The sequence below is a fragment of the Pantoea sp. EKM20T genome (assembly GCF_011800485.1).
In the GTDB taxonomy this organism is placed as follows: Bacteria; Pseudomonadota; Gammaproteobacteria; order Enterobacterales; family Enterobacteriaceae; genus Pantoea; species Pantoea agglomerans.
Genome location: NZ_JAALFW010000013.1, coordinates 88931 through 114866, shown reverse-complemented (window position 1 = coordinate 114866; position 25936 = coordinate 88931). Strand labels below are relative to the sequence as shown.

General features: G+C 55.8%; 20 protein-coding genes and 1 riboswitch. Of the genes, 7 read left to right on the top strand and 13 right to left on the bottom strand.

Features of this window, described 5'->3' with window-relative positions:
* Positions 1 to 307: 307 nt before the first annotated feature.
* Together murI and btuB are read right to left on the bottom strand one after the other, a co-directional pair.
* On the bottom strand, positions 308 to 1159 hold the full coding sequence (murI, locus tag HFD94_RS19405; RefSeq protein WP_167433389.1) for a glutamate racemase: 852 nt from the start codon (positions 1157 to 1159) through the stop codon (positions 308 to 310).
* The gene (btuB, locus tag HFD94_RS19400) at positions 1104 to 2981 is read right to left on the bottom strand and encodes a TonB-dependent vitamin B12 receptor BtuB (protein ID WP_167433388.1); all 1878 of its coding nucleotides are present in this window, start codon (positions 2979 to 2981) and stop codon (positions 1104 to 1106) included. The genes murI and btuB overlap by 56 nt, the downstream gene beginning before the upstream one ends.
* Positions 2982 to 3049: 68 nt before the next feature.
* Positions 3050 to 3233, bottom strand: a riboswitch (cobalamin riboswitch).
* Between the two features lie 110 nt (positions 3234 to 3343).
* On the opposite strand from btuB, the gene trmA reads away from it, so the two are divergent.
* On the top strand, positions 3344 to 4447 hold the full coding sequence (gene trmA / locus HFD94_RS19395; protein WP_010672059.1) for a tRNA (uridine(54)-C5)-methyltransferase TrmA: 1104 nt from the start codon (positions 3344 to 3346) through the stop codon (positions 4445 to 4447).
* Positions 4448 to 4486: 39 nt separating this feature from the next.
* On the opposite strand, the gene HFD94_RS19390 is transcribed toward trmA, so the two are convergent.
* Positions 4487 to 4840: a YijD family membrane protein gene (locus tag HFD94_RS19390; protein ID WP_010258126.1), complete on the bottom strand. Its 354-nt coding sequence runs from the start codon at positions 4838 to 4840 to the stop codon at positions 4487 to 4489.
* 14 nt (positions 4841 to 4854) lie between these two features.
* Positions 4855 to 5502, bottom strand: a complete 648-nt coding sequence (fabR, locus tag HFD94_RS19385; protein WP_010258128.1) for an HTH-type transcriptional repressor FabR — start codon at positions 5500 to 5502, stop codon at positions 4855 to 4857.
* A 192-nt stretch (positions 5503 to 5694) separates the two neighbouring features.
* On the opposite strand from fabR, the gene sthA reads away from it, so the two are divergent.
* The gene (gene sthA, locus HFD94_RS19380; protein ID WP_010258130.1) at positions 5695 to 7095 is read left to right on the top strand and encodes a Si-specific NAD(P)(+) transhydrogenase; all 1401 of its coding nucleotides are present in this window, start codon (positions 5695 to 5697) and stop codon (positions 7093 to 7095) included.
* Here the strand turns inward: sthA and oxyR are convergent.
* Positions 7078 to 7995 (bottom strand): DNA-binding transcriptional regulator OxyR, encoded by a 918-nt coding sequence (oxyR, locus tag HFD94_RS19375; RefSeq protein ID WP_010258132.1) that lies wholly within the window; start codon positions 7993 to 7995, stop codon positions 7078 to 7080. The two genes, sthA and oxyR, sit on opposite strands and share 18 nt — an antisense overlap.
* A 124-nt stretch (positions 7996 to 8119) precedes the next feature.
* Here oxyR and HFD94_RS19370 point away from each other — a divergent pair, with 124 nt between their 5' ends.
* On the top strand, positions 8120 to 8854 hold the full coding sequence (locus HFD94_RS19370; protein ID WP_010672060.1) for a glutathione peroxidase: 735 nt from the start codon (positions 8120 to 8122) through the stop codon (positions 8852 to 8854).
* Positions 8855 to 8972: 118 nt separating this feature from the next.
* Here HFD94_RS19370 and argH read toward each other — a convergent pair whose 3' ends face one another.
* The 4 genes from argH to argC all read right to left on the bottom strand — a co-directional run bounded on the left by argH (position 8973) and on the right by argC (position 13474).
* Entirely contained in the window at positions 8973 to 10346 is a 1374-nt protein-coding gene (gene argH, locus HFD94_RS19365) for an argininosuccinate lyase (RefSeq protein WP_010672061.1), read from the bottom strand.
* A gap of 90 nt (positions 10347 to 10436) precedes the next feature.
* The gene (locus HFD94_RS19360) at positions 10437 to 11654 is read right to left on the bottom strand and encodes an argininosuccinate synthase (protein ID WP_010672062.1); all 1218 of its coding nucleotides are present in this window, start codon (positions 11652 to 11654) and stop codon (positions 10437 to 10439) included.
* Between the two features lie 24 nt (positions 11655 to 11678).
* Entirely contained in the window at positions 11679 to 12455 is a 777-nt protein-coding gene (gene argB, locus HFD94_RS19355; protein WP_122889931.1) for an acetylglutamate kinase, read from the bottom strand.
* A 14-nt stretch (positions 12456 to 12469) separates the two neighbouring features.
* A complete protein-coding gene (gene argC / locus HFD94_RS19350; RefSeq protein ID WP_033773135.1) occupies positions 12470 to 13474 on the bottom strand; it encodes an N-acetyl-gamma-glutamyl-phosphate reductase in 1005 nt (334 codons plus the stop codon).
* A gap of 167 nt (positions 13475 to 13641) precedes the next feature.
* On the opposite strand from argC, the gene argE reads away from it, so the two are divergent.
* Together argE and ppc are read left to right on the top strand one after the other, a co-directional pair.
* Positions 13642 to 14790 carry an acetylornithine deacetylase gene (gene argE, locus HFD94_RS19345; protein WP_031292638.1) on the top strand — a complete coding sequence of 383 codons (1149 nt, stop codon included), beginning with the start codon at positions 13642 to 13644 and terminating at the stop codon, positions 14788 to 14790.
* Positions 14791 to 15143: 353 nt separating this feature from the next.
* A complete protein-coding gene (ppc, locus tag HFD94_RS19340; RefSeq protein ID WP_122889932.1) occupies positions 15144 to 17795 on the top strand; it encodes a phosphoenolpyruvate carboxylase in 2652 nt (883 codons plus the stop codon).
* Positions 17796 to 17861: 66 nt separating this feature from the next.
* Here ppc and metF read toward each other — a convergent pair whose 3' ends face one another.
* The 3 genes from metF to metB all read right to left on the bottom strand — a co-directional run bounded on the left by metF (position 17862) and on the right by metB (position 22562).
* Entirely contained in the window at positions 17862 to 18761 is a 900-nt protein-coding gene (gene metF, locus HFD94_RS19335) for a methylenetetrahydrofolate reductase (RefSeq protein WP_010258148.1), read from the bottom strand.
* A gap of 202 nt (positions 18762 to 18963) precedes the next feature.
* Positions 18964 to 21399, bottom strand: a complete 2436-nt coding sequence (locus tag HFD94_RS19330; protein ID WP_010672066.1) for a bifunctional aspartate kinase/homoserine dehydrogenase II — start codon at positions 21397 to 21399, stop codon at positions 18964 to 18966.
* A 2-nt stretch (positions 21400 to 21401) separates the two neighbouring features.
* Positions 21402 to 22562: a cystathionine gamma-synthase gene (gene metB / locus HFD94_RS19325; RefSeq protein WP_022624922.1), complete on the bottom strand. Its 1161-nt coding sequence runs from the start codon at positions 22560 to 22562 to the stop codon at positions 21402 to 21404.
* 273 nt (positions 22563 to 22835) lie between these two features.
* Between metB and metJ the strand changes: the two genes are divergently transcribed.
* Positions 22836 to 23153, top strand: a complete 318-nt coding sequence (gene metJ, locus HFD94_RS19320) for a met regulon transcriptional regulator MetJ (protein ID WP_009088019.1) — start codon at positions 22836 to 22838, stop codon at positions 23151 to 23153.
* Between the two features lie 79 nt (positions 23154 to 23232).
* Here metJ and rpmE read toward each other — a convergent pair whose 3' ends face one another.
* Positions 23233 to 23448 (bottom strand): 50S ribosomal protein L31, encoded by a 216-nt coding sequence (gene rpmE / locus HFD94_RS19315; protein ID WP_003851227.1) that lies wholly within the window; start codon positions 23446 to 23448, stop codon positions 23233 to 23235.
* 226 nt (positions 23449 to 23674) lie between these two features.
* On the opposite strand from rpmE, the gene priA reads away from it, so the two are divergent.
* The gene (priA, locus tag HFD94_RS19310) at positions 23675 to 25870 is read left to right on the top strand and encodes a primosomal protein N' (protein ID WP_122889933.1); all 2196 of its coding nucleotides are present in this window, start codon (positions 23675 to 23677) and stop codon (positions 25868 to 25870) included.
* Positions 25871 to 25936: the final 66 nt, after the last annotated feature.

The window sequence follows — 25936 nt, the reverse complement described above, 5'->3', positions numbered from 1 at the left end:
ATTTTTTTACGTCCGGAGACGCTGATATCAATCCTGCGAGTGCCCACACAGATTGTCTGATAAATTGTTAAAGAGCATGCCGCGATTTACTGCGGCGCGGGCTGCGTATATTACGCTTTCCGCATTGTCAGTCAAGCATTTATTTTCGCTTAACTCACTGGTTCGTATGATTTCGAACCTACTCAACCCGGCGCTTCGTAAGCCGTTGTGCCGTGTCAGTGGAGGCGCATTATAGGGAGTTCTCGGAGGGTGACAAGTGCTAATTTCAAATAAAATTCCGAGTGCTGATTTTTTCAGCTAAAAGCCGCTAAAGCGCCAGTTTTTCCAGCAACGGGAAGCCATAACGCCGTAAAACGGGTGATAATTGTACCGCTTCGCCATCCAGCTCCGTACAAAATGCAACGTTCTGCTGCGATGAATGCACTTCAGGTGCTTCATGCTCCAGCAGCCAGGCTGTACGTCGTGCAATTGCCGCACCGGAATCTATCAGACGCGTCCCTTCCGGTAACACCTGCTGCAACTCTTCGCGCAGTAAAGGAAAGTGCGTACAGCCTAAAACGACCGTATCCGGTGGCTCCGCCATCCGCAGCCACGGCTGAACAATATGGCGCACTTCATCCAGAGCAACTTCCGCACCATGGAGCTTCGCTTCTGCCAGTTCAACCAGCTCCGCTGATCCCAGCATCTCTATCTTGCAGGAACCGGCAAACTGCGACACCAGCTCATGGGTATAAGGACGGCGCACCGTGGCACGCGTCGCCAGCAAGCCCACTACGCCATTTCGCGTCAGGCGCGCGGCCGGTTTAATCGCCGGAACCACCCCCACGACAGGAAAGGCAAAACGTTCACGTAAAGCGGGCAATGAAACGGTGCTGGCCGTATTACAGGCGATGATGACTAATGAGAGAGGATAGCTGCGGGTAATGGCCTCAACGATAGCGACTACCCGATCCACAATGAAAGTCTCGCTTTTCTCACCGTAAGGGAAGCCAGCGTTATCGAAGGCGTAAAGATAATGAAGATCCGGCAACAGCTGACGGACCTCATCATAGACAGAAAGCCCACCGACGCCGGAATCAAACACCAGCACGGTGGGACGCAAATCAGAAGTTATAGCTGCCGCTGAGGTAATACTCTCGTCCTGGTGTCTGATAGCCATACACTGTCTCGTAATCTTTATCGAACAGGTTGGCAATTCTACCACGAACCGTGAGTTGTAAAGTGACAGGATATGAGACGGCGAGATCCCACAGGCTGACGCCCCCTAACTTCACGCGACGGCTGGGAGAGCTGTTAAAGTCCGTATCATAACGGTCACCCAGATAATGGTAGGTGACTGACCAGTCAAACTCATACAGCGTCCAGTCGAGCTGGTATTTCACCTGCTGCTTAGCCCGGCGTACGAGCGGCTGATCGGTGCTGCCATCCCGTGCGTCGACATAATCATAAGAGAGCTGATGCGCCAGCGACCCGGTGTCGAATCCTGCGGTCGCTTCAACGCCTTTAATGCGGGCCTGCTTAATGTTGTAGTAACGGAAAGTCGCCGGATCACTATCAATCAGATTATCGATGTCGTTGCGATAACCTGAAACACGCCAGTTCACCGGTCCGCTCAGCCCTTCAAAGCCGCCTTCCCACTGCTTACTTTTTTCAGGATCGAGGTCACGGTTGCCATAAAACGGGCTGTAAACCTGCGACAGATTGGGCGCTTTAAAAGCGGTGCCATAAGAGGCGAACGCGCGATAGCCAGAGATAAACTCCCATGAGGCCGCCGTCTGCCAGGTGTTATGCCAGCCAAACTGATTGTTGTCGTCACCGCGTACCGCACCTTCAAGGGTGACGCTGCCAAACTGCTGCTGGCCGGTCAGGTAGAGACCGGTATTACGCTGCTCATAGCCATCTGACAAATAGTTCGTGCCCGGCTCGGTCGTCTCTTTCTGCCAGTCGACACCCGCGCTGATCGCCCCCTGCCCCACCTGCACGGTGTTGCCCCACTGCAGATTGTACTGGGTGACATCATCAAAGGTGGACGCGGCACCGTAGCGACCATTGCGCGGATCGTAGTTGATGTCTTTGGTATGGCCATAACTGGCGATGAGCTGGGTAGAGTAGAAGTCACGATTGAAGCGTAACCCGGTGTCCCAGGTCTGGCTGTAGAGCTGGCGGGTATCCGCCAGCCCAATAATATTGAAATTATTATCGTAGGTATATGAACCGTCGTAGGCGGTGCGGTTATCAAACCCGTAGCCGCGCACAAAACCACTGAGCTCATCGCTGAACTGATGCTCAAGGTTGCCATACAGGGTTTTGCTCATGAAGCCGTCGCGATCGTGCTGCGCCGGGCTAAAGTCATTGGGATAACCCGCCACCACGTCATACCCTTTGGTATAGGTGTAGTTGCCTGCCAGGGTGAGCTTTGTCGCATCGCCCAGCATCTGCTGGGTTGAGCCGTCGTAGGATTGATAGCCGTTGGACCCGACACCCGCCGTCAGCGTGGTGCCAGGTTGCGATCGGCCCGTAATGATATTCACCACGCCGCCAATCGCATCGGAACCGTAGACTGCAGAACGCGCGCCGCGAATATATTCGATGCGCTGCACCAGTGACAGCGGGATCTGGCTGAGGTCAGACGAACCAGTGATGCCCGCCTGATTAAGCCGGATACCATCAATCAGGATCAGTACATGTCTCGATTCGGTGCCCCGAATAAACAGCGAACTCTGCTGCCCTAACCCGCCACTTTGCGCGACATCGACACCCGGCAGGCGGCGCATCACATCGGTCAGGCTTTTGGCCTGCCAGCGATCAATCTCATCACGTGTGACGACGGTGGTGGGTGCCAGCACACCTGAAACAGGTTCAGCAAAACGGTTGGCGGTGACTATTTGCGTATCATCATTCCCCTGAGCAAAACCGTATTGCGCCCAGAGAGAAATCGCCGTTGCGCTCAGAGCGAACAGCGAAGCAGTTTTTTTTGTCATTTTTATCGCATCCATAAGACGAAGCAGGATGCCGCAGGCCGACAATCAATAGCACGCGATGATTGTACGAGTAGCGACGTTACACCGGCAGGTCTTCGGGCTGGGAACCATAAGTGATGATGACTTCCCATCCCACAGGACAGTGTCTGCAATTGCACTCATCACGACATTCCTTACCGCTGCGCGTCAGCTCCAGATTCACACTGGATTCCCTATTAACTCGGGCTTGAGGCCGGCGTCTGCAGTCTACGGAGTGGAGATACGGAAGTCCAGACTGCTAAACATCTTCTCGCTGCAGGACTGGACATCAGCAAGTGAATGCCTACAATCGCCCGCTGGTAAGCTATTAATCAGGATTGCTCATGACACCCGAACATCTCCCCATTGAAGACTATGACGCACAGCTGGCGGAAAAAGTCAGTCGTTTAGAGACGATGATGACACCGTTTGCTGCGCCCGACGTGGAGGTGTTCCGTTCACCGGTCAGCCACTATCGGATGCGCGCCGAATTCCGCCTGTGGCACGACGGCGATGATATCTATCACATCATCTTTGATCAGCAGACACGCGAGCGGATCCGTGTTGATCAGTTCCCGGCGGCCAGCCAGCTGATCAATCAGCTGATGCCAAAGATGATCGCCGCGATCCGTGATAACCGTACCCTGCGTCATAAACTGTTCCAGATCGACTATCTGTCGACCCTGAGCAATCAGATTGTGATTTCGCTGCTCTATCACCGCAAACTGGATGATGAATGGCAGCAGGCAGCCGTGGCGCTGCGTGACCAGCTTCGCGCGGAAGGGCTGGATGTGCAGCTGATTGGACGCGCCACCAAAACCAAAATCTGTCTGGATCGCGACTACGTTGATGAGTGTCTGCCGGTAGCGGGTCGCGAGATTATCTATCGTCAGGTCGAAAACAGTTTTACACAGCCTAATGCGGCGATGAATATTCAGATGCTGGAGTGGGCGCTGGATGTGACGCAGGATTCACAGGGCGACCTGCTGGAACTCTACTGCGGTAATGGCAACTTCTCGCTGGCGCTGGCACGCAATTTCCGCCGCGTTCTGGCGACTGAGATCGCCAAGCCCTCTGTTGCGTCAGCACAATACAATATTGCCGTGAACCAGATTGATAACGTGCAGATCATTCGTATGGCGGCGGAAGAGTTTACCCAGGCGATGAATGGCGTGCGCAGCTTTAATCGTCTGGAAGGAATTGACCTGACCAGCTACGAATGCGAGACGATTTTTGTCGATCCGCCGCGCAGCGGACTGGATGAAGAGACGGTGAAAATGGTGCAGGCGTATCCGCGCATCCTTTATATCTCCTGCAATCCGCAGACCCTCAGCGACAATCTGCAGACGCTGGCGGAAACGCACGATGTGACGCGGCTGGCGCTGTTTGATCAGTTCCCCTATACCCACCATATGGAATGCGGTGTCCTGCTGACACGTAAAGCGTAAACAAAAACGGGAACCCTGAGGTTCCCGTTTTTTTTATCACTACTGATTACGCTTGCGCTTAAAACGCGTCGCAATCCAGAACACCAGCGCTACCATCAGAACGGTGGGAACGAAGTTGGAGCCAATATCCGGATATTCTGCCCGCACCAGCGCGCTATAAACCAGAATCCCCAGCAGGAAAAACGCCGCTGCCAGTCCTGGCATACCGTCCGGCATATTGGTGTTGAGGTAGCGCTGATGCAGACACCAGGCCGCCAGACCCAGCGCAATCAGCGGAAAAATCGAAAATGGAACAAAGGCGCTGAACAGCACAGAAAACGAGCCGTTAATTGCTAAGCCGGTAATAAAAGCCAGTACCAGTGTGCTTTTATCGCGAGTACCTGGGTGGGTCATGGACTGATCCTTACTCATTGCTCTTCGGGTTTTTCCAGGGTGGCCGCCAGTCGCTCTTGCTCCCGGCGGTACCAGTAATAAGCGCCTTTGGCGATCATACGCAGCTGTAACACCAGCCGATCCTCAAGCTTACGTCGCTGCTCAGCATCAACATCCAGTGCTTCTGCACCGGCGCTGAAAACAATGGTCACCATCGCTTCAGCCTGCGCTTCGGTAAAACTGCGCGGCATGCGATTTTCGACCTCAAGATAATCGGCCAGTTCAGCGATAAAGTGCTGAATTTCACGCGCCACGGCGGCACGAAAAGCGGCAGAGGTGCCGGAACGTTCACGCAGTAACAGGCGGAAAGCGTTGGGATTGTTGCCGATAAACTCCATAAAGGTCGACACCGACGTTTTAATGATGCTGCCGCCTTTGGCAATACGCTGGCGCGCCTGGCGCATCAGCTGTCGCAACATCAGCCCGCTTTCATCTACCATCGTCAGGCCAAGCTCATCAACATCCTTGAAATGACGATAAAAGGAGGTAGGTGCAATCCCTGCTTCACGGGCAACCTCCCGCAAACTCAGACTGGCAAAACTGCGCTCGGCGCTGAGCTGACTGAAGGCGGCTTCAATCAGTGTACGTCGTGTACGTTCTTTTTGTTGCGCTCTGACGCCCATTCTCTCTGCCTTTAGCGGTGTTAAGCAGGCACTATATCAAAATTTTCAGCGTACAGATTGGCAATCTTTGTCACCGCCTGTGAACCTCACTCTTTGTCAAAATGTGATGAAAATCGCTGATAGAATTCAGAAGTGCGCGACGAGATGTTAGAATCTCGTTGTAAAAATGTATAAATAATAGGACGTATCGGTATGCAAAAGTCTTACGATTACGATGCCATTGTGATTGGCTCAGGGCCCGGCGGTGAAGGGGCGGCGATGGGGCTGGTAAAACAGGGAGCGCGCATCGCCGTGATCGAACGCTACCACAACATCGGCGGCGGTTGTACGCACTGGGGCACCATCCCTTCTAAAGCCCTTCGCCACGCCGTCAGTCGCATTATTGAATTCAACCAAAATCCGCTCTACAGCGATCATACCCGACTGCTTCGCTCCTCTTTTGCCGACATTCTCAATCACACTGAAAACGTGATCAGCCAGCAGACAGCCATGCGTCAGGGCTTCTACGAGCGTAACCGTTGTGAACTTTATCAGGGCGATGCGCATTTTGTTGATGCCAACACCATTGAGATTGAGCAACCGGATGGCACGCGTGAGACGCTGACGGCAGAGAAGTTTGTTATCGCCTGTGGTTCACGACCTTACCATCCTGACAATGTCGACTTTACTCATCCACGCGTTTATGACTCCGACTCTATTCTCAATCTGCACCACGAACCGGGCCACGTTATTATTTATGGCGCGGGCGTGATTGGCTGTGAATATGCGTCGATTTTCCGTGGACTGAACGTCAAAGTTGACCTGATTAACACCCGCGATCGCCTGCTGGCGTTTCTTGATCAGGAGATGTCTGACTCTCTCTCTTACCACTTCTGGAACAGCGGCGTGGTGATTCGTCACAACGAAGAGTTTGAGAAGATCGAAGGGGTGGAAGATGGCGTCATCATGCATCTGAAGTCGGGTAAGAAAGTAAAAGCCGACTGTCTGCTTTACGCCAACGGCCGTACCGGCAACACCGATTCGCTGTCGCTGGAAAATGTGGGTCTGGAAGCGGATGGTCGTGGCCTGCTGAAAGTGAACAGCATGTATCAGACGGCTCAGCCGCACATTTATGCCGTCGGAGACGTGATTGGCTATCCAAGCCTGGCCTCGGCCGCCTACGATCAGGGCCGTATTGCCGCTCAGGCGATTATCAAAGGGGAAGCGTCAGCGCACCTGATTGAAGATATCCCAACCGGGATTTACACCATTCCGGAAATCAGCTCCGTGGGTAAAACCGAGCAGCAGCTGACGGCAATGAAGGTGCCTTACGAAGTGGGCCGCGCGCAGTTCAAACATCTGGCGCGAGCGCAGATCGTTGGCATGAACGTTGGCAGCCTGAAGATTCTGTTCCATCGGGAAACCAAAGAGATTCTGGGAATTCACTGCTTTGGTGAACGTGCCGCCGAGATTATTCACATCGGTCAGGCGATCATGGAGCAGAAAAACGGTGGCAACACGATTGAGTACTTCGTGAATACCACCTTTAACTATCCGACCATGGCCGAAGCCTATCGCGTTGCGGCGTTAAACGGCTTAAACCGCCTGTTTTAACGCAGCGTCGAAATAGTGCTGCATGTGGGTTTTAATCGCCTCTGCCAGCTGTTCATAACGGCTGCGCAGAGGTGAACCCGGACGATAGACCAGCGCAATTGTACGCTGTGGCACCGGTTTGTAGCAGGTGAGATAGCAGACGCCATCGCGGATACGCTCCGGTGGGACTGCCAGCGCCGGTAACAGCGTAATCCCGCTGCCTGCCGCCACCATATTGCGCAGCGTCTCAAGACTGGTCGCACGGAAATGGGTATCTTCATCGGCGCCCGCCTCAAAGCAGAACCCCATCGCCTGGTCACGCAGACAGTGCCCATCTTCCAGCATCAGCAATTTCTCGCCTGCCAGATCGGACATAGGTACCCGGTCGCGATCGCACCAGGGATGATCGGCATAGACTGCCAGCTTCATCGGCTCATCAAACAACGGCACTTCGATAAAGGCCTGACTCTCTTTGACCAGCGCGATAATCGCGCAGTCCAGCTTGCCGCTATCGAGCTGTGCCAGCAGTTGCTGCGTCTGCGCTTCGTGCAGATACATCTCCAGTTTCGGGAATGTCTGGTGCAGCGTCGGGATAATCTGTGGCAATAAGTAGGGCGCGGTAGTCGGGATGAGGCCGATATGCAGCGGACCTGACATCGCTTCCCCTTGCTGACTGGCCATCTCTTTCAGCACTTTCACTTCACGCAGCACCGTACGCGCCTGATCCACCAGCAGCAAACCTGCCTGGGTGAACAGCACTTTACGGCTGGTGCGCTCCAGCAGCATCACACCCAGCTCATCTTCCAGCTTACGGATCTGCCCGCTTAACGTCGGCTGACTGACATGACACGCATCCGCAGCACGGCGGAAATGACGGTGTTCAGCAAGCGAAACCAGATATTCAAGATCACGAATATTCATTATTACCCTCCAAGCCACGATAGACCGTGGCGATAGATAGAATAGCAATGAACGATTGGCCCTATCAAGGGTGGTTGGGAATAATGCGCACATCAAATGGAACGCGGTATGTCAGGAGAAAAAAATGTTTGCAAGTCAGGAAGGTAAAGCTATTCCGTCAGTGACTTTTCACACACGTCAGGGCGATCGCTGGGTCGATGTCACCACTGAAGCGCTGTTTAAAGACAAAACGGTCATCGTTTTTTCACTGCCGGGCGCATTCACACCGACCTGCTCCTCCAGCCATCTGCCGCGTTACAACGAATTAGCGGGTCTGTTTGCCCAGCAGGGTGTGGACAGCATTCTGTGCGTCTCGGTGAATGACACGTTTGTGATGAACGCCTGGAAAGCAGAACAGCGCGCAGACAACATTACCTTTATTCCTGATGGCAACGGCGAGTTTACCCGCGGCATGGAGATGCTGGTTGAGAAAGCCGATCTCGGCTTTGGCCCACGTTCATGGCGCTACTCGATGCTGGTGCGTAACGGCGTGGTAGAGAAAATGTTTGTTGAGCCAAACAAGCCAGGCGACCCATTTGAGGTCTCTGATGCCGACACCATGCTGCGCTATCTGGCGCCCGAGTGTAAAGCTCAGGAGTCGGTCTCAATCTTCACTAAACCTGGCTGCACCTTCTGCACCCAGGCAAAACAGATGCTGATGGATCATGGTATTCAGTACGAAGAGATCGTGCTGGGACAGGATGCAACAACCGTGAGTCTGCGCGCCGTTTCAGGCCGGGCGACGGTACCGCAGATCTTCATGGGAGGTCGTCACATTGGCGGCAGTGAGGATCTGCAGCAATATCTGCTGTCAGCGTAAGAGAATCTGAGCGTCGGCCGGGAGAGCAGGCGCTTTGATGATGTGCCTATAAAAATGAGTAATTCTGAAGCTAGAGGTTGGCGGGCATTTAATGTGCCCGCTTTTTTTTACCTGTTAATTACGCCAGACGCTGCTTTGCGTCACCGATGGCACGCGCAACCTGCTGTGGCGAGACGCCGCCCTGCGCATTACGCTTATCCAGACAGGATTGCAGCGCCAGAATGGGATAGACATCCTCGCCAATCACCGCACTGAACTGCTGCAGCTGTGCCAGCGACAGCGCTTCCAGCGCCACGCCCTGCCCGATGGCGGCAACCACTACTTCCCCGACGATATGGTGTGCTTCACGGAACGGCACGCCTTTGGCGACCAGATAGTCAGCCAGTTCAGTGGAGTTTGCGTAACCCTGTTCAGCCGCTTCCTGGCAGCGCGGGCGTTTAACCTGCAGGCCATCCAGCACCAGAACTGACATATGCAGACAGTCGAGCCAGGTGTCGAGCGCGTCAAACAGCCCCTCTTTGTCTTCCTGCATATCTTTGTTGTAGGCCAGCGGCAGACCTTTCAGCGTCATCATCATGCCGGTCAGCGCGCCCTGCACCCGGCCACACTTGCCGCGAATCAGCTCCAGCGCATCCGGATTTTTCTTCTGCGGCATCAGCGATGAGCCGGAGGTCACTTTATCTGACAGTTCGATAAAGCCCGCTTCACCCGTGTTGAAGAAGATCATATCTTCGGCGAAGCGCGACAGATGCACCATGCCGATGGCAGCGTCAGAAAGCAGCTCCAGCACGTGATCGCGGTCTGATACGGTATCCAGACTGTTGCGCGTGGCAGAAGCAAAGCCCAGCCAGCCTGCCAGCTGCTGACGATCGATCTCATACGCGGTACCGGCCAGTGCGCCACAGCCCAGCGGGCTGACATCGAGCCGCTTCAGCGTATCCTGCAGACGGCTCTCGTCACGCGCCAGCATTTCAACGTAGGCCAGGCACCAGTGCGCAAACGTCACCGGCTGCGCACGCTGCAGATGCGTGTAGCCCGGCATCACCGCATCCTGATTGGCTTCAGCGGTGACCACCAGCGCCTGCTGCAGATCTCGGGTGGCACCCAGCAGCGCCTCAATCTGCACCTTGCACCACAGCTTAAGATCGGTCGCGACCTGATCGTTACGGCTACGTCCGGTGTGCAGTTTTTTGCCCAGCGCGCCCACCTTGTCGATCAGCTGGCCTTCAACCCAGCTGTGGATATCTTCGGCGTCACTCTGCAGAATCTGCTCAGGATCCTCACGGACTTCATCCAGTAACGTATTCAGGGCTGCTTCCAGCTGCTGCTGCTCATCCTGAGTCAGGACATTTACCGTCACCAGCGCTTTGGACCAGGCAACAGAGCCAATGATGTCCTGCTCTGCCAGGCGGTAATCGAAGCGCAGCGAGTCATTGAACTGTTTAAAACGTTGATCCGCTGCCTGAGTAAACCGTCCACCCCAAAGTGCCATGTGAAAACTCCTCTGAATCGTTAAACAAGGGGCGGCATAAATGCCGCCCCTGAAATGAAACTGTGAGGCGAGGCGCACCTCGCCTGAAAATTACTTCTTCTGCTCGTTCAGGGCGCGGATACGCGAAGAGAGCGAGAACAGACGGATAAAGCCGCCCGCATGACGGTGATCGTACACTTCATCTTCACCGAAGGTGGCGAACTCTTCCGAGTAGAGGCTGTTCGCGGAACGCTTCTGGGTGGCTGTCGCCTGGCCTTTGTAGAGCTGCAGCACCACTTCACCGTTAACCTCTTCCGCCAGCGATTCGGCAGCGGCCTGAATCGACTTACGCAGCGGGGCGAACCAGCGACCGTCATAAACCACATAGGACATCTCGTGGCCGAGCTGCTCACGCCATTTGAAGCTATCGCGATCCAGCACCAGCTGCTCAACCGCACGCAGCGCATTGACCATGATGGTGCCGCCAGGGGTTTCGTAGCAGCCGCGCGATTTAATCCCTACCAGACGGTTTTCAACGATATCGATACGGCCGACGCCATGTTTTGCGCCCAGCACGTTAAGTTTTTCCAGGCACTGGAACGGACTCAGTTTTTCGCCGTTAACCGCCACGACCCGACCTTTTTCAACGGTTACAGTCACTTCTTCAGGCTGGTCAGGCGCTTCAAGCGGATCGACAGTCCAGACCCAGCAATCTTTATTCGGTGCATTGGCCGGGCTTTCCAGCACGCCACCTTCGGTAGAGATGTGCCAGGCGTTTTCGTCGCGGCTGTAGATTTTCTCCAGTGACGCGGTGGTCGGAATGTTGCGCTCTTTCAGGTAGTCCAGCAGCGCTTCACGTGAACGCAGGTTCCATTCACGCCACGGTGCCACCACTTTCAGCTGCGGTGCCAGCGCGGTGTAGGTGGTTTCGAAACGCACCTGGTCATTCCCTTTACCGGTAGCGCCGTGACACAGCGCATCCGCACCCACTTTCAGCGCCAGCTCAACCTGTGCTTTAGCGATGATAGGACGTGCCATTGAAGTGCCCAGCAGATAAGTGCCTTCATAGAGGGCGCCAGTCTGCAGCACCGGATAGACATAGTCGCTGATGAACTGTTCACGCAGGTCAACCACGTGGCATTCAGATGCGCCGGACTGCAGGGCTTTCTTCTCTACACCTTCCAGATCGCCGCGCTCCTGACCGATATCTGCGACAAAAGCGACGACTTCACAGCCGCCGTAGTTCTCTTTCAGCCATGGAATGATGGCCGAAGTATCAAGACCACCGGAGTAAGCCAGAACGATTTTTTTGATGTTTTGCGTTTGCATTTCGTAATCCTTGAATCAGAGTCGTTAAGCGAGAATCCGGGTGCCAATCGACACGCCGTTAAACAGGTCAGGCAGCCGCTCAGCGTGACGCCAGCTGGCAATATCCACCGGGCGGCCCAGGGTACGCGCTGCATCAAGCGCAGCGTGCACTTTCACAATCATGCCGTCGGTAATAATGCCCTGGGTAATCAGCTGCTCAGCTTTGTCGGCGGTCATCTCTTCGATGCGCTGACCTTTGCCGTCGAGAATACCACTGACGTCTGACAACAGGACCAGATCAGCGCCCAGCGTCGAGGCCAGTGCGGTCGCCGCCTGGTCAGCGTTGACGTTCATCAGGTCGCCGCTGTCAGTTATACCAATTGAGCTCACCACCGGCATATAGCCGGCCGCCAGCAGGATGTTCAGCAATGCCGGATCGCCCGGCATTGCGTGGCCAACGTGGCCGAGTTCTTCATCAAACGGTGTGACATTCACGATGCCCGCATCGCCCAGGCAGAGGCCTACCGCGTTGATGCCCGATTTTTTTGCCCAGGCCAGCAGCGTTTTATTCGCGGTTCCCGCCAGCGCACCGGTAATAATGTCGATCTGATCGGCTGGCGTGACACGCAGGCCATTTTTCTTCTTCACCGGCAGCGCCAGCTTTTTCATCAGTTCATCCACCAGGCAACCGCCGCCGTGGACAATAATCAGCGGACGCTGATGGGCGCTGCGGTAGGTCAGCAGCGCTTCAAACAGGCGGGCCAGCGCTTCTTCGCTGTCTAACAACACACCGCCCAGCTTGATAATCAATGGATTGGTCATGGTATATTTGTCCGTTAAATCAGTGACTGCGTTTCAGGGAAGCCGAACCGGATGTTCAGGCACTGTACCGCCTGCGATGCCGCGCCTTTCAGCAGATTATCTTCGGCTGCCACGACAATCAGATGCTCGCCCTGCACTTCAAAACCGATATCGCAGTAAGGCAGACCCACAACGGCTTTCAGCGCCGGTACGCCCTGCTCGTAGAGCCGCACCAGTGGCTTGTTGTCATAGGCGCGATGGAAAACTGCGGCGATATCTTCACGGCTGACACCTGCTTTCAGACGGCAGGTAATCGTCGCCAGGATACCGCGCGGGAAATTACCCAGATGCGGAGTGAAGATCACCGGCGTACCAAGGTGCGCGACGATTTCCGGGTGATGACGATGATTGAACAGGCCGTAAGGCTGCAGGCTCACTTCGCAGAAGCTGGTGCCGACATTGGCTTTACGTCCGGCACCGCTCACGCCGCTGGTGGCGTTGATTACCGGCCACTGCGCCTCGTTTAACAGTCCGGCATCCACAAGGGGCTTCAGCGCCAGCTGCGCAGCGGTCGGATAGCAACCTGGCACAGCCACCAGCTGCGCCTGCTGGATTTTCTCATGCTGATATTCGGCAAGGCCGTAAACGGCTTTGTCCAGCCAGTCGCTATGCTGATGGGTGAAGCCATAAAAGCGGGTATAAAAATCAGCGTCATTAACGCGGAACGCACCCGACAGGTCGAACACCACACAGCCAGCCTTGAGAAATTCCGGCGCCAGATCGTGGCTGACTTCGTGGGCCGTCGCCAGGAACACCACATCCACCTTGTCTGCCCACTCGGCCGCGCTGCTCAGCGGCTGCAGCGGCAAATCCACCACACCTTTCAGCTGCGGATGGAGATCGGAGAGGCGCTTGCCGGCATCAGGGCTTTGCGCCGAAACCGCCAAAGCGGTTATGTTGATATGTGGATGGCGATTCAGGAAGGTGGCAAGCTCTGTACCAGCATAACCACTGGCACCAACGATCAGCGTATTCAACATCAGGCTGTAACCCTTTTTACAGTCGCACGTTCCGGGTCGCGGCCTTGCCCCGTTACCCGCCCTGTCATCTGCAGTGATTTAAGGTTCCCTTGCAGAGGACGTTAATGTATTTTTATTCACTATTACTGCATGAATATGGATACATCCTAACCCAAGGACCGCCAACAGTGAAGACAAAATTACCGCCTTTTATTGAACTGTACCGCCAGTTAATCGCCACACCGTCGATCAGCGCAACCGATGCCGCACTGGATCAGAGTAATGAAACTTTAATCAATTTGCTGGCCGGCTGGTTCCGCGACCTCGGCTTCAGCGTTGAAGTGCAGCCGGTGCCCGGCACCCGCAATAAATTTAATATGCTGGCGCGTACCGGAAGCGGTGCGGGCGGCCTGCTGCTAGCAGGTCATACCGATACCGTTCCTTTTGACGATGGCCGCTGGACACGCGATCCCTTTACCCTGACCGAGCACGACAACAAGCTCTATGGCCTGGGCACGGCAGACATGAAAGGCTTCTTCGCCTTTATTCTCGATACGCTGCGCGATGTGGATGTCAGCACGCTGAGCAAGCCGCTCTATATCCTCGCTACGGCCGATGAAGAGACCACCATGGCTGGCGCCAAATATTTTTCTGAATCGACGCAGCTGCGTCCCGACTGCGCCATCATCGGAGAACCAACCTCGCTTAAACCGGTGCGTGCGCACAAAGGTCACCTGTCGAATGTGATCCGAATCGAGGGAAAATCGGGCCACTCCAGCGATCCCGCACGTGGCGTTAACGCCATTGAACTGATGCATGAGTCGATCACCCATCTGATGCAACTGCGCAATACGCTGCAGGAGCGTTATCACCATGACGGCTTTGCCATCCCCTATCCCACCATGAACTTCGGCCATATTCATGGCGGTGACGCCGCTAACCGTATCTGCGCCTGCTGTGAACTGCATATGGATATCCGTCCGCTGCCGGGTCTGTCGCTGAACGATCTCGATGGGCTACTGAACGAGGCGCTGGCACCGGTCAGTGCGCGCTGGCCGGGCCGTGTCACGGTTGCCGAGTTGCATCCGCCGATTCCTGGCTACGAGTGTCCGGCAGATCATGAACTGGTTAGTGTGGTCGAGAAATTGCTGGGTATACCCACTGAGGTGGTGAACTACTGCACCGAAGCGCCTTTTATTCAGCAGCTCTGCCCAACGCTGGTACTGGGCCCGGGGTCGATTGAGCAGGCACATCAGCCAGACGAATTTATTGATACTGCATTTATTAAGCCGACAAGGGCGCTTATCAGTCAGGTTGTGCAGCATTTTTGCCACTGATTAACAGCAAATGGGGCATTTCACTGCATTAACAGTAAAATGCCCCTTCATTCTGCGGGATTTAGCAATAAGAATAACTTATCCCGCTTTGTTCCCGATAAATTCTACGAATTTCCGTTATTTAGCCACATCTTCAGCACACTTTAACGCATTTGACGAACGCAACATTACGTGGCTAGATAAAAGACGATGTTATGCCCACCGGGTGATTATCCAGAGCGTTTCAGAATGTGGACAGGCGGCAACGGAGCCGGTTCCCTGTAGATTAGGGGGAACATGGCGTTGCTGATTTTTCTGCTGCCTGAAAGGTCGGGTGTAGAAGTTTTTCAAGACGATAAGGGTGTCAGGGTCCAATGAACGAACAATATTCCGCAATGCGAAGTAATGTCAGTATGCTCGGCAAACTGCTCGGGGATACGATTAAGGATGCACTGGGAGAGAACATCCTCGACCAGGTGGAAACCATCCGTAAGCTCTCCAAGTCATCCCGTGCAGGAAATGACACTCATCGTAAAGAACTGCTCAATACGCTGCAGAACCTCTCCAATGAGGAGCTTCTGCCGGTTGCACGCGCTTTTAGCCAGTTTCTGAACCTCACCAACGTGGCTGAGCAGTATCAGACCATCTCGCAAAGTGGCGAGGGTGAGAACCATCCCGAACTGCTGAAAAAGACCTTTGATACCCTGAAGCAGCAGAAAGATATCAGCGAAAGCGACATCCTTGCGGCCATTGAGTCGCTGTCGCTGGAACTGGTGCTGACGGCTCACCCGACTGAAATCACCCGCCGTACGCTGATTCACAAGCTGGTCGAAGTTAACAGCTGCCTGAAACAGCTCGATCACAGCGACGTCTCCGACTACGAACGTAACCAGATTATGCGCCGTCTGCGTCAGCTGGTGGCACAGGCGTGGCACACCGATGAGATTCGCAAATATCGTCCGACCCCTATCGACGAAGCCAAATGGGGCTTTGCCGTGGTGGAAAACAGCCTGTGGGAAGGCGTACCCGCTTTCCTGCGTGAGCTGAACGAGCAGGTAGAAGAGGCGTTCGGCATTAAGCTGCCGGTCGATTTCGTGCCGGTTCAGTTCACCTCATGGATGGGTGGCGACCGCGACGGTAACCCTAACGTTACTGCGGCGATTACCCGCCACGTTATGCAGCTGAGTCGCTGGAAAGCCACTGATCTGTTCCTGCGCGATATCGGCGTACTGATCTCTGAGTTGTCGATGTCAGAGTGCACTGAAGAGATCCGGGAACTCAGCGGCGATCCGGAAGCACTTGAACCTTATCGTATGATCCTGAAACGCCTGCGCAGCCAGTTAATGACTACCCAGTCATTCCTGGAACGCCGCCTGAAAGGTGAACGTCTGCCGCGCCCGGCCGATCTGCTGGTCTCCAACGATCAGCTGTGGGATCCGCTGTTTGCCATCTATCAGTCACTGCAAAAGTGCGGCATGGGCATTATCGCCAACGGTCAGTTGCTTGATACGCTGCGCCGCGTGAAATGTTTCGGCGTGCCGCTGGTGCGTATCGATCTGCGTCAGGAGAGTACCCGTCACACCGAAGCGATTGCTGAAGTGACCCGCTATCTGGGCCTCGGCGATTATGAAAGCTGGTCCGAAGCGGACAAGCAGGCCTTCCTGATCCGTGAACTGAACTCCAAGCGTCCGCTGCTGCCTCGCAGCTGGGAGCCCAGCGATGAAACGCGTGAAGTGCTGGAGACCTGTCGCGTCGCGGCTGAAGCGCCACAGGGTTCTATCGCCGCCTATGTTATTTCCATGGCGAAAACCCCTTCTGACGTGCTGGCCGTGCATCTGCTGCTGAAAGAAGCAGGCATCGGCTATGCCATGCCGGTTGCACCGCTGTTTGAAACGCTTGATGACCTGAATAACGCCAATGACGTGATGAGCCAGCTGCTGAGCATCGACTGGTATCGCGGCTTAATTCAGGGCAAACAGATGGTGATGATTGGCTATTCTGACTCGGCGAAAGATGCCGGTGTGATGGCCGCCAGCTGGGCGCAATATCAGGCACAGGATGCCCTGATTAAAACCTGTGAGAAGGCCGGGATTTCACTGACGCTGTTCCACGGACGCGGCGGCAGTATTGGCCGTGGTGGCGCACCCGCCCATGCAGCGCTGCTGTCGCAACCACCAGGCAGCCTGCGCGGCGGTCTGCGCGTGACCGAACAGGGCGAGATGATCCGCTTTAAATATGGTTTACCCGCCGTCACCATCGCCAGCCTGTCGCTCTACACCGGCGCAATTCTGGAAGCGAACCTGATGCCGCCGCCGGAGCCAAAACGCGAATGGCGCGACATTATGGATCAGCTCTCCGCCGACTCCTGTGCGATGTATCGCGGTTATGTGCGTGAAAATGCTGACTTCGTGCCCTATTTCCGCTCAGCGACGCCGGAGCAGGAGCTGGGTAAATTACCGCTGGGCTCACGTCCCGCCAAGCGCCGACCTACCGGCGGCGTAGAGTCGCTGCGTGCGATTCCATGGATTTTCGCCTGGACGCAGAACCGTCTGATGCTGCCTGCGTGGCTGGGTGCCGGTGCGGCCCTGCAACAGGCGATGGCCGCCGGTCATCAGGATCAGCTGGAAGCGATGTGCCGCGACTGGCCATTCTTCTCTACCCGTCTGGGTATGCTGGAGATGGTATTCTCAAAAGCGGACCTGTGGCTGGCGGAATATTACGATCAGCGTCTGGTCGAGAAATCACTCTGGCCGCTGGGCAAACAGCTGCGCGATCAGCTTGATGCGGATATCAAAGCGGTACTGACCATTGCCAATGACTCACACCTGATGGCCGATCAGCCGTGGATTGCCGAGTCAATTGCACTGCGTAACGTCTATACCGATCCGCTCAACGTACTCCAGGCCGAACTGCTGCATCGTTCGCGCGCGCGGGAAGCGAATGGCGATGAACCGGATGCCCGCGTTGAGCAGGCGCTGATGGTGACCATTGCCGGTGTCGCGGCAGGCATGCGCAATACCGGTTAATGGTGGTGCAGTAAAAACAAAAAAGTCGGGACTCTCCCGACTTTTTTATTGGCTGAAGCAGAGCGGTTAAGCCGCAGCAGCAGCAGGACGCACGCCCAGGGTGTGACAAATGGCGTAACTCATTTCGGCACGGTTCAGCGTGTAGAAATGGAAATCCTTCACCCCTTCGCGTGACAGGATTTTCACCATATCCATCGCGATATTGGCTCCCACCATTTTCCGCGTTTCCGGATCATCATCCAGACCGGCGAACATCGCGCTCATCCAGCCCGGCACACGCACATTGGTCAGCGTGGCAAAGCGTTGCAGCTGTTTAAAGTTAGAGACCGGCAGAATGCCCGGCACAATTTCCACGTCAATGCCGGTCGCGACACAGCGATCGCGGAAACGCAGATAACTTTCAACGTCGAAGAAAAACTGGGTAATAGCCCGGTTGGCACCTGCATCGATTTTTCGCTTCAGGTTAATCAGATCGGCCTGGGCGCTTTTCGCTTCGGGATGGACTTCCGGATAGGCCGCAACCGAAATATCAAAATCACCCACCTCTTTCAGCAGCGAAACCAGATCGCTGCCGTACATTTCTGGCTTACCGCTGCCTGGGGGCAGATCGCCGCGCAGCGCCACAATGTGACGGATGCCGTTGTTCCAGTAATCCTGAGCGATGGTACGCAGTTCATCGCGCGTGGCATCGACACAGGTCAGATGGGGAGCAGCTTCCAGACCGGTGCGATCTTTAATGCCTTTGATAATGCTATGGGTGCGATCACGTTCACCTGAGTTCGCACCGTAGGTCACAGAAACGAATTTCGGTTTCAGACTGCTCAGGCGATCGATAGAGGTCCACAGGGTCTCTTCCATGTCGCTGGTACGAGGCGGGAAGAACTCAAATGAAACATTAATTTGCCCGTTCAGCTCAGCCAGGCTCTGGTTTAGCGCTTCGCGCTGATTGGCATGAAAGAAACTCATCCTGCACCCTCATCGATTAACAATCGGCCTGTGAACATCTACACGTTTAGACGTCCAGATGTTCAAAATGACGTAATCTGACTGTGCCGTCAACTTAAAAATGGTCGACAGTCGTGATCAATTTTCAATCAACATGAAGGAGATTCAACAGGGGAGCGATAACGCATTGAAAACAGGCGCCGAAGCGCCTGAGGAGGAGGAGTTACAGCAGTTGTGCGAGGCGATTAATATCTGACTGGATAGCGCCTGCGGTGACATCCCGGCCTGCGCCCGGTCCGCGGATCACCAGCGGATTATCGCGGTACCAGCGGCTCTCAATCGCAAAGACGTTGTCGCACGGCAGCAGTGAGGCCAGCGGATGTTCCGGACGCACCGCTTCAACACCCACGCGCGCCTTGCCGTTAGCATCAAACCGGGCAACGTAACGCAGCACCAGGTCCATCTCCTGCGCCGCTTCGAGCCGCTGCAGCATCTGCTCATTCAGCTCTTCGCCATTTTCAAAGAAGTGGTCGACAGATCCCTGCTGACAGTTACTGGGCACCAGCGATTCCACCCGCACCTGATCCGGCTCGATGTTGTAGCCTGCCTCACGCGCCAGGATAACCAGCTTGCGCATCACATCCTGACCCGAGAGATCGGCGCGCGGGTCGGGCTCGGTTAAACCCTGCTGCCAGGCCTGATCCACCAGCTCGGTAAAGGGCACCGTGCCATCAAACTGCAGGAACAGCCAAGACAGCGTGCCGGAGAAGATCCCGCTGATCGCCAGGATGGTATCGCCGCTGTCGCGCAGATCGCGCACCGTATAGTTGATCGGCAAACCTGCGCCAACGGTGGCGTTATAGAGCCAGTGACGTCCGGTTTTGGTAAAGGCATCGCGGATCTGGCGCCAGGTCTGACTGTCAGACGCTCCCGCGACTTTATTGGCGCTGATAACGTGAAAACCGTGACTGGCGAAGTCGAGATACTGCTGCGCCAGCGGTGTGCTGGCAGTGACATCCAGCACCACCAGGTCATCAAACGGGTGAGCACGCATCCACAGGAACAGCGACTCTTCATCGCGCTCTACCGCTTCATCATCAAAGAAGGCGAGTGCCCGGCTGGCTTCCAGCCCGTCATAGCTCAGCAGGCTGCGACGGCTGTCCGCGACGCCCGCCAGCACAAATTCAAAGCCGGTACGCGCTGACAGCGTTTCCTGATCGCGGGCAAACAGCTCCAGCCAGCGTGAACCAATATTGCCTTTGCCAAACAGCATCAGACCGATGCGCTTTTCTGCCCGGAACAGCGACTGATGCAATCCCTGAATCAGATGCTGAGTCGGGCCGACGCGCAGCACTGCGACCACGCTGATGTGCTCTTCTGACTGCCAGATGAACTCAATTGGCTGATCCTTTAACTGCTGCCAGAAGCGATGGGTATGCAGCGGATTGCGGGTAACGCCTGCGCCAACCAGCGCCACCAGCGCCAGGCCGTCGCGCAGCTGCAGATGGCCCGGTAAACCGGCATCCTGTAGCAGCGTAAAGGCGCTGTTTACCACTTCGGCGGTGTAACAGAGCTGCAGCAATTGACGATCGGGATGAACGCCAAACGCCAGCGGACGCAGCTGCGCGCGCTTCAGCAACAGGTCTATCTCTTTGTGCAGGATGGCGAAGTCATGCTGCTCTGGCAGCTGAATCTCAATCAGGCAAACATCATCATGGCTGGTGACGATACGCGCGCCCGTCCCGGAGGCCAGCACGCGCTCAATGCGGGTTGAGCCCTGCTCCGGCTGATAACTGCAGCGCAGTTGCAGGTCGATATCGCTGCCTGAAACCGGCTGCAGAGTACGGGTGTGGAGAACCGGTGCAGCCAGGCGCGCCAGCTCGCTGGCTTCATCCAGCCTTAACAGCGGCAACAAACAGGCATCAGAGACTTTGCGGGGATCGGCACTGTAGACACCCGCCACATCGCTCCAGATGGTCACCCGCCCCACACCCGCCAGTGCGCCAATCTGCGTGGCAGAATAGTCGGAGCCGTTGCGGCCAAGCAGGACGGTTTCACCGGCGTCGTTGCGGCTGATAAATCCGGTCACCACAATGCGCTTGTGCGGATGTTGCGCCAGTAGAGTCTGTAGCAGTGGCCAGGACTTCCCTTCATCTACCTGCGGTTGTGCGGCACGTTCAGCGCGCAGAAACTCACGCGCATCCAGCCAGCAGGCCTGAAGGTCACGCTGGCTCAGTACCGCTGACATCAGGCGTGCCGACCAGACTTCACCGTGACCGACCACTTCGGCATAGACCGCATCGGTGATCGGCGCATCCAGCAGTGCGGCGAGCTTTTCCAGATCACGGATAAACGCGGTGATTAAAGGTTCTGCGACCTCAGCAGGCAGCAGCGCACTGATCAGTTCGCTCTGGTAGCGCCGTAAGGCCTGTTGCACCTGATGCGCAGAGAGCCGATCGCTCTGGCTCAGCTTCAGCCAGCTAATCAGCTGGTTGGTGGTTGAGCCTGCCGCAGAGACCACCATCAGGTCGCCCGGCTGGCTGTAGTCCGCCATAATACCGGCAACGCGCTGATAGCAGCGCGCATCGGCCAGGCTGCTGCCGCCAAACTTATGCAACTGCCTGATGTTCGGCGTTCCCGCGCCTGCTGAAATCGTCATGCTTAACCCTCGGCTGCGACCCGGAATGCATTATCCAGATCGGCAATTAAATCTTCGTGATCTTCAATACCGACAGAAACCCGCAGCAGCGTATCGGAAATGCCCGCTGCCGCGCGTGCTTCTGCCGACATCCCCGCGTGCGTCATGGTGGCGGTATGGGAGATCAGACTCTCTACTCCGCCCAGCGATTCCGCCAGCGTAAATAGCTGCAGTGCTTTCAGGAAGCGACGCAGCAGCGCCTCATCACCGTCGACCTCGAAACTCAGCATCGCGCCAAAGCCGCGCTGCTGACGTACGGCATGTTCGTGTCCGGCGTTTTCCGGCAGCGAAGGATGATACAACTTTTTCACCAGTTTCTGCTGCTTCAGATACTCTACAATCGCGAGTGCGTTGCGTTGTGCGGCTGCAATCCGCGGTGAAAGCGTACGGATTCCGCGCAGCAGCAGATAACTGTCAAACGCTGCTCCTGTCACACCAATGTTATTTGCCCACCAGGCCAGGTCGGTAGCGAGTTGCGGATCTTTGGCGATGACCGCGCCCGCCACGACATCGGAGTGGCCATTGAGGTATTTGGTACAGGAGTGGATCACCAGGTCCGCACCCAGCGCCAGAGGATTCTGCAGCGCCGGACTCATAAAGGTGTTGTCCACCACGCTGATGGCACCCGCAGCACGCGCAGCGGCGCAAATCGCGCTGATATCTACCACGCGCAGCAGCGGATTGCTGGGGCTTTCAATCAGCACCAGTTTTGGGTTTTCATCCAGAGCGGCCTGCAGCGCTACCGGATCACCCTGATCGACAAATTTCACCCGATAGGCGCCGCGCTTGCTCAGGCTGTCAAACAGCCGATAGCTGCCGCCATAACAGTCATGTGGCGCGACCAGCAGATCGCCAGGCTTCAGAAACACCGTCGTGACCAGGTGAATCGCCGACATCCCGGTATTGGTTAATACCGCGCCCGCTCCCCCTTCCAGTTCTGCCAGGGTACGCTGTACGACATCACGAGTGGGGTTGCCACGACGGGAGTAGTCATGCGCACGAGGCTCATTGAAATCCAGGAAGTTATAGGTGGTAGAGAGGTGGATTGGCGGGACAACGCAGCCATATTGCTCGTCATCATTCAAACCGCTGCGCACTGCGATGGTTGCCGGTTTACGCGTCATGAGCGAATTGTTCCTGAAGAGTGAATAAAATGTAGGCCACAGGATATCACCCTCTAATTAGACGTCAATACATCTGGACATCTAAATGTCTTTGCGTATAGATTGAGCAAAACCGCAATAACCGCTAAAATTATGCGTCATCGCCTGGCGTTCCCCTCTGTCAGACAGAGGCAGTGAGCGAAGAAAACCCGCCATATCAGGGGTCAGGCAGGAAAAAATCAGGCATAATCCGCTGATTTCCTAACATTTAACGTTTATTAATTAAGGTAACCCATGGCTGAATGGAACGGCGAATATATCAGCCCGTACGCTGAGCACGGTAAGAAGAGCGAGCAGGTCAAGAAGATCACAGTATCAATCCCATTGAGCGTGCTGAAGATTTTAACGGATGAGCGTACCCGTCGTCAGGTGAACAACCTGCGTCACGCCACCAACAGCGAGCTGCTTTGCGAAGCCTTTTTACATGCCTTTACGGGCCAACCGCTGCCGGATGACGTCGACCTGCGCAAAGAGCGTAGTGATGAGATTCCGGAAGAAGCAAAAGCAATCATGCGCCAGATGGGTGTCGATCCGGATACCTGGGAGTATTGATCTTTCAGCCATAAAAAAACCCAGCCGAAGCTGGGTTTTTTCTTGCCGCCGAACCCGCAGGTTCAGGTGCCTTTTAATCTTATTTTTTAGCGCCTGGCACGCTGAAACGCTTGTTAAAGCGGTCAACACGGCCACCAGTTGCCACTTCACGCTGCTTACCGGTATAGAACGGGTGGCATTTGCCACAAACGTCCAGGTTCAGTTCGTGAGTCAGTGTTGAACGGGTGTGGATCTCGTTGCCGCAGGTACATTTGATAGTAACTGCTTCGTATTTCGGGTGAATACCTTGTTTCATGGGAAACCTCATTGAAGGCCGTGTCGCTCTCCGTGCCAGGCTTTAACCTGCACAGCACCACACGCGATTGAACATTATAGGGTGTACTCCGGCCAGATATTTCTCACCGAAGGCGGCATATTATACAGGTAAGTTTCGATTGCTGCAAATATCTGCTGAGATACCCGCCATCAGGGTACAGCGTGTACACTAGCTTCCCCGATCATTGAGCCGGAAAGAGAGAGTTATGCCCGTAGTCCAGGTCGCCCTGCCCGTCCCCTTGCCCCGCCTGTTTGATTATCTGCCGCCACAGGGCGCGCAGCCGGTCATTGGTGGTCGCGTGAGTGTGCCCTTTGGCAATCGCAGGATGATCGGGATTGTGGTCGCCTTTCGTGAGAGTAGCGATCTGCCGGAAGCACAACTCAAGCGCGTGATCGAGGTACTGGATAGTGAATCCCTCTATCCAGCGTCGCTGTGGCGCATCCTTAACTGGGCCGCCAGCTATTATCATTCGCCGCAGGGAGAGGTACTGAGTCACGCTATTCCGGTACTGCTGCGTCAGGGCAAAGCGGCGCAGGACAATCCCTTATGGCGCTGGGAAATCACCGAGCAGGGTCGGGCGACTGCGCCGGAAAGTTTAAAGCGGGCACCGAAACAGCAGCAGGCGCTGGCTGCACTGCGGCAGCAACCGCTCTATCGTCATCAGGTCAGTGAACATGACCTCACGGATGCGACGCTGCAGGCGCTACGTGCCAAAGGGTTATGCGAACTGCATGAGCATCAGCCGCAGATGCACGACTGGCGTACCACTTATGCCGTAAAAGGCGAACGTCTGCGGCTGAATACCGATCAGGCGATGGCCGTGGGTGCGATTCGGGCAGATGATGAACATTATGCAGCCTGGCTGCTGGCGGGCATCACGGGTTCAGGCAAAACCGAGGTTTACCTCAGCGTGCTGGAAAATGTGCTGGCACGCGGTAAACAGGCGCTGGTGCTGGTACCGGAGATTGGCCTGACCCCGCAAACTATCGCCCGTTTTCGCGAACGTTTTGATGCGCCCATTGATGTGCTGCACTCCGCATTAAATGACAGTGAGCGGCTGGCGGTCTGGTTACGTGCGCGGCGCGGCGAAACGGCGATTGTGATTGGCACCCGATCGGCGCTGTTTACGCCGCTGGCCCGTCCTGGCGTAATTATTATCGATGAAGAGCATGACAGCTCCTATAAACAGCAGGAAGGCTGGCGCTATCAGGCGCGCGATCTGGCCGTCTTCCGCGCACATGAAGAGAATATCCCGATTGTTATGGGATCGGCGACGCCCGCTCTGGAGACGCTGCACAATGTCCGCAGCGGCAAGTATCGCCAGCTCGACCTGACAAAACGCGCCGGCAATGCCAGACCGGCACTGCAACAGCTTATCGACTTAAAAGGTGTGCAGCTGATCGGCGGTCTGGCACCGGGCCTGATTGGTAAAATGCGCCAGCATCTGCAGGCCGATAATCAGGTGCTGTTGTTTCTTAACCGCCGCGGCTTTTCGCCCGCCCTGCTCTGTCATGATTGCGGCTGGATTGCTGAGTGTACCCGCTGTGACCGCTACTACACGCTGCATCAGCACCATCGCCAGCTACGCTGCCACCATTGCGACAGCCAGCGTCCGCTGCCTAATCAATGCCCGCAGTGTGGTTCAACCCATTTGCTGCCGGTAGGCGTCGGGACTGAGCAACTGGAGCAGCAGCTCGGCACACTTTTCCCTGGCGTGCCGGTGTCGCGAATCGATCGTGATACCACCAGCCGCAAAGGTGCGCTGGAGCAGCATCTGGCTGACGTTCATCGCGGCGGTGCACGAATCCTTGTCGGCACCCAGATGCTGGCCAAAGGCCACCACTTCCCCGATGTTACGCTGGTGTCGCTGCTGGATGTCGATGGTGCGCTGTTCTCAGCCGATTTTCGTGCGGCGGAACGCTTTGCTCAGCTCTACACCCAGGTCGCCGGTCGTGCTGGCCGTGCCGGCAAACAGGGCGAGGTGTTGCTGCAGACTCACCATCCGGAACATCCGCTGCTGCAGACGCTGTTGCACCAGGGCTATTCGGCGTTCGCCCAGCAGGCCTTGCTGGAGCGACAGGCAGTCCATCTGCCGCCCTGGAGCCGCCATGCGCTGTTCCGCGCTGAAGATATGGATAACCAGCAGGCAGCGGAATTCCTGCAACAACTCCGTAATTTGCTGGAGGCAAGCCCGCTGAACGATAAGGCGATGTGGTTTATGGGTCCGTTGCCTGCACTGCAGCCAAAACGCAGTGGACGCTGGCGCTGGCAACTGCTGCTGCAGCATCCCTCCCGGCAGCGTCTGCAACAGTTGCTGAGCAGTTCGTTGCCGCTGGTTTCAACACTGCCCGCGGCGCGCAAAGTGAAATGGACGCTGGATATCGACCCTACCGAGAGCTGATTTAAGCTGACACTGCGAGCCAGATCGAAAAATGTCGCATAAGTCACAATTTTTATGCAAATTAAG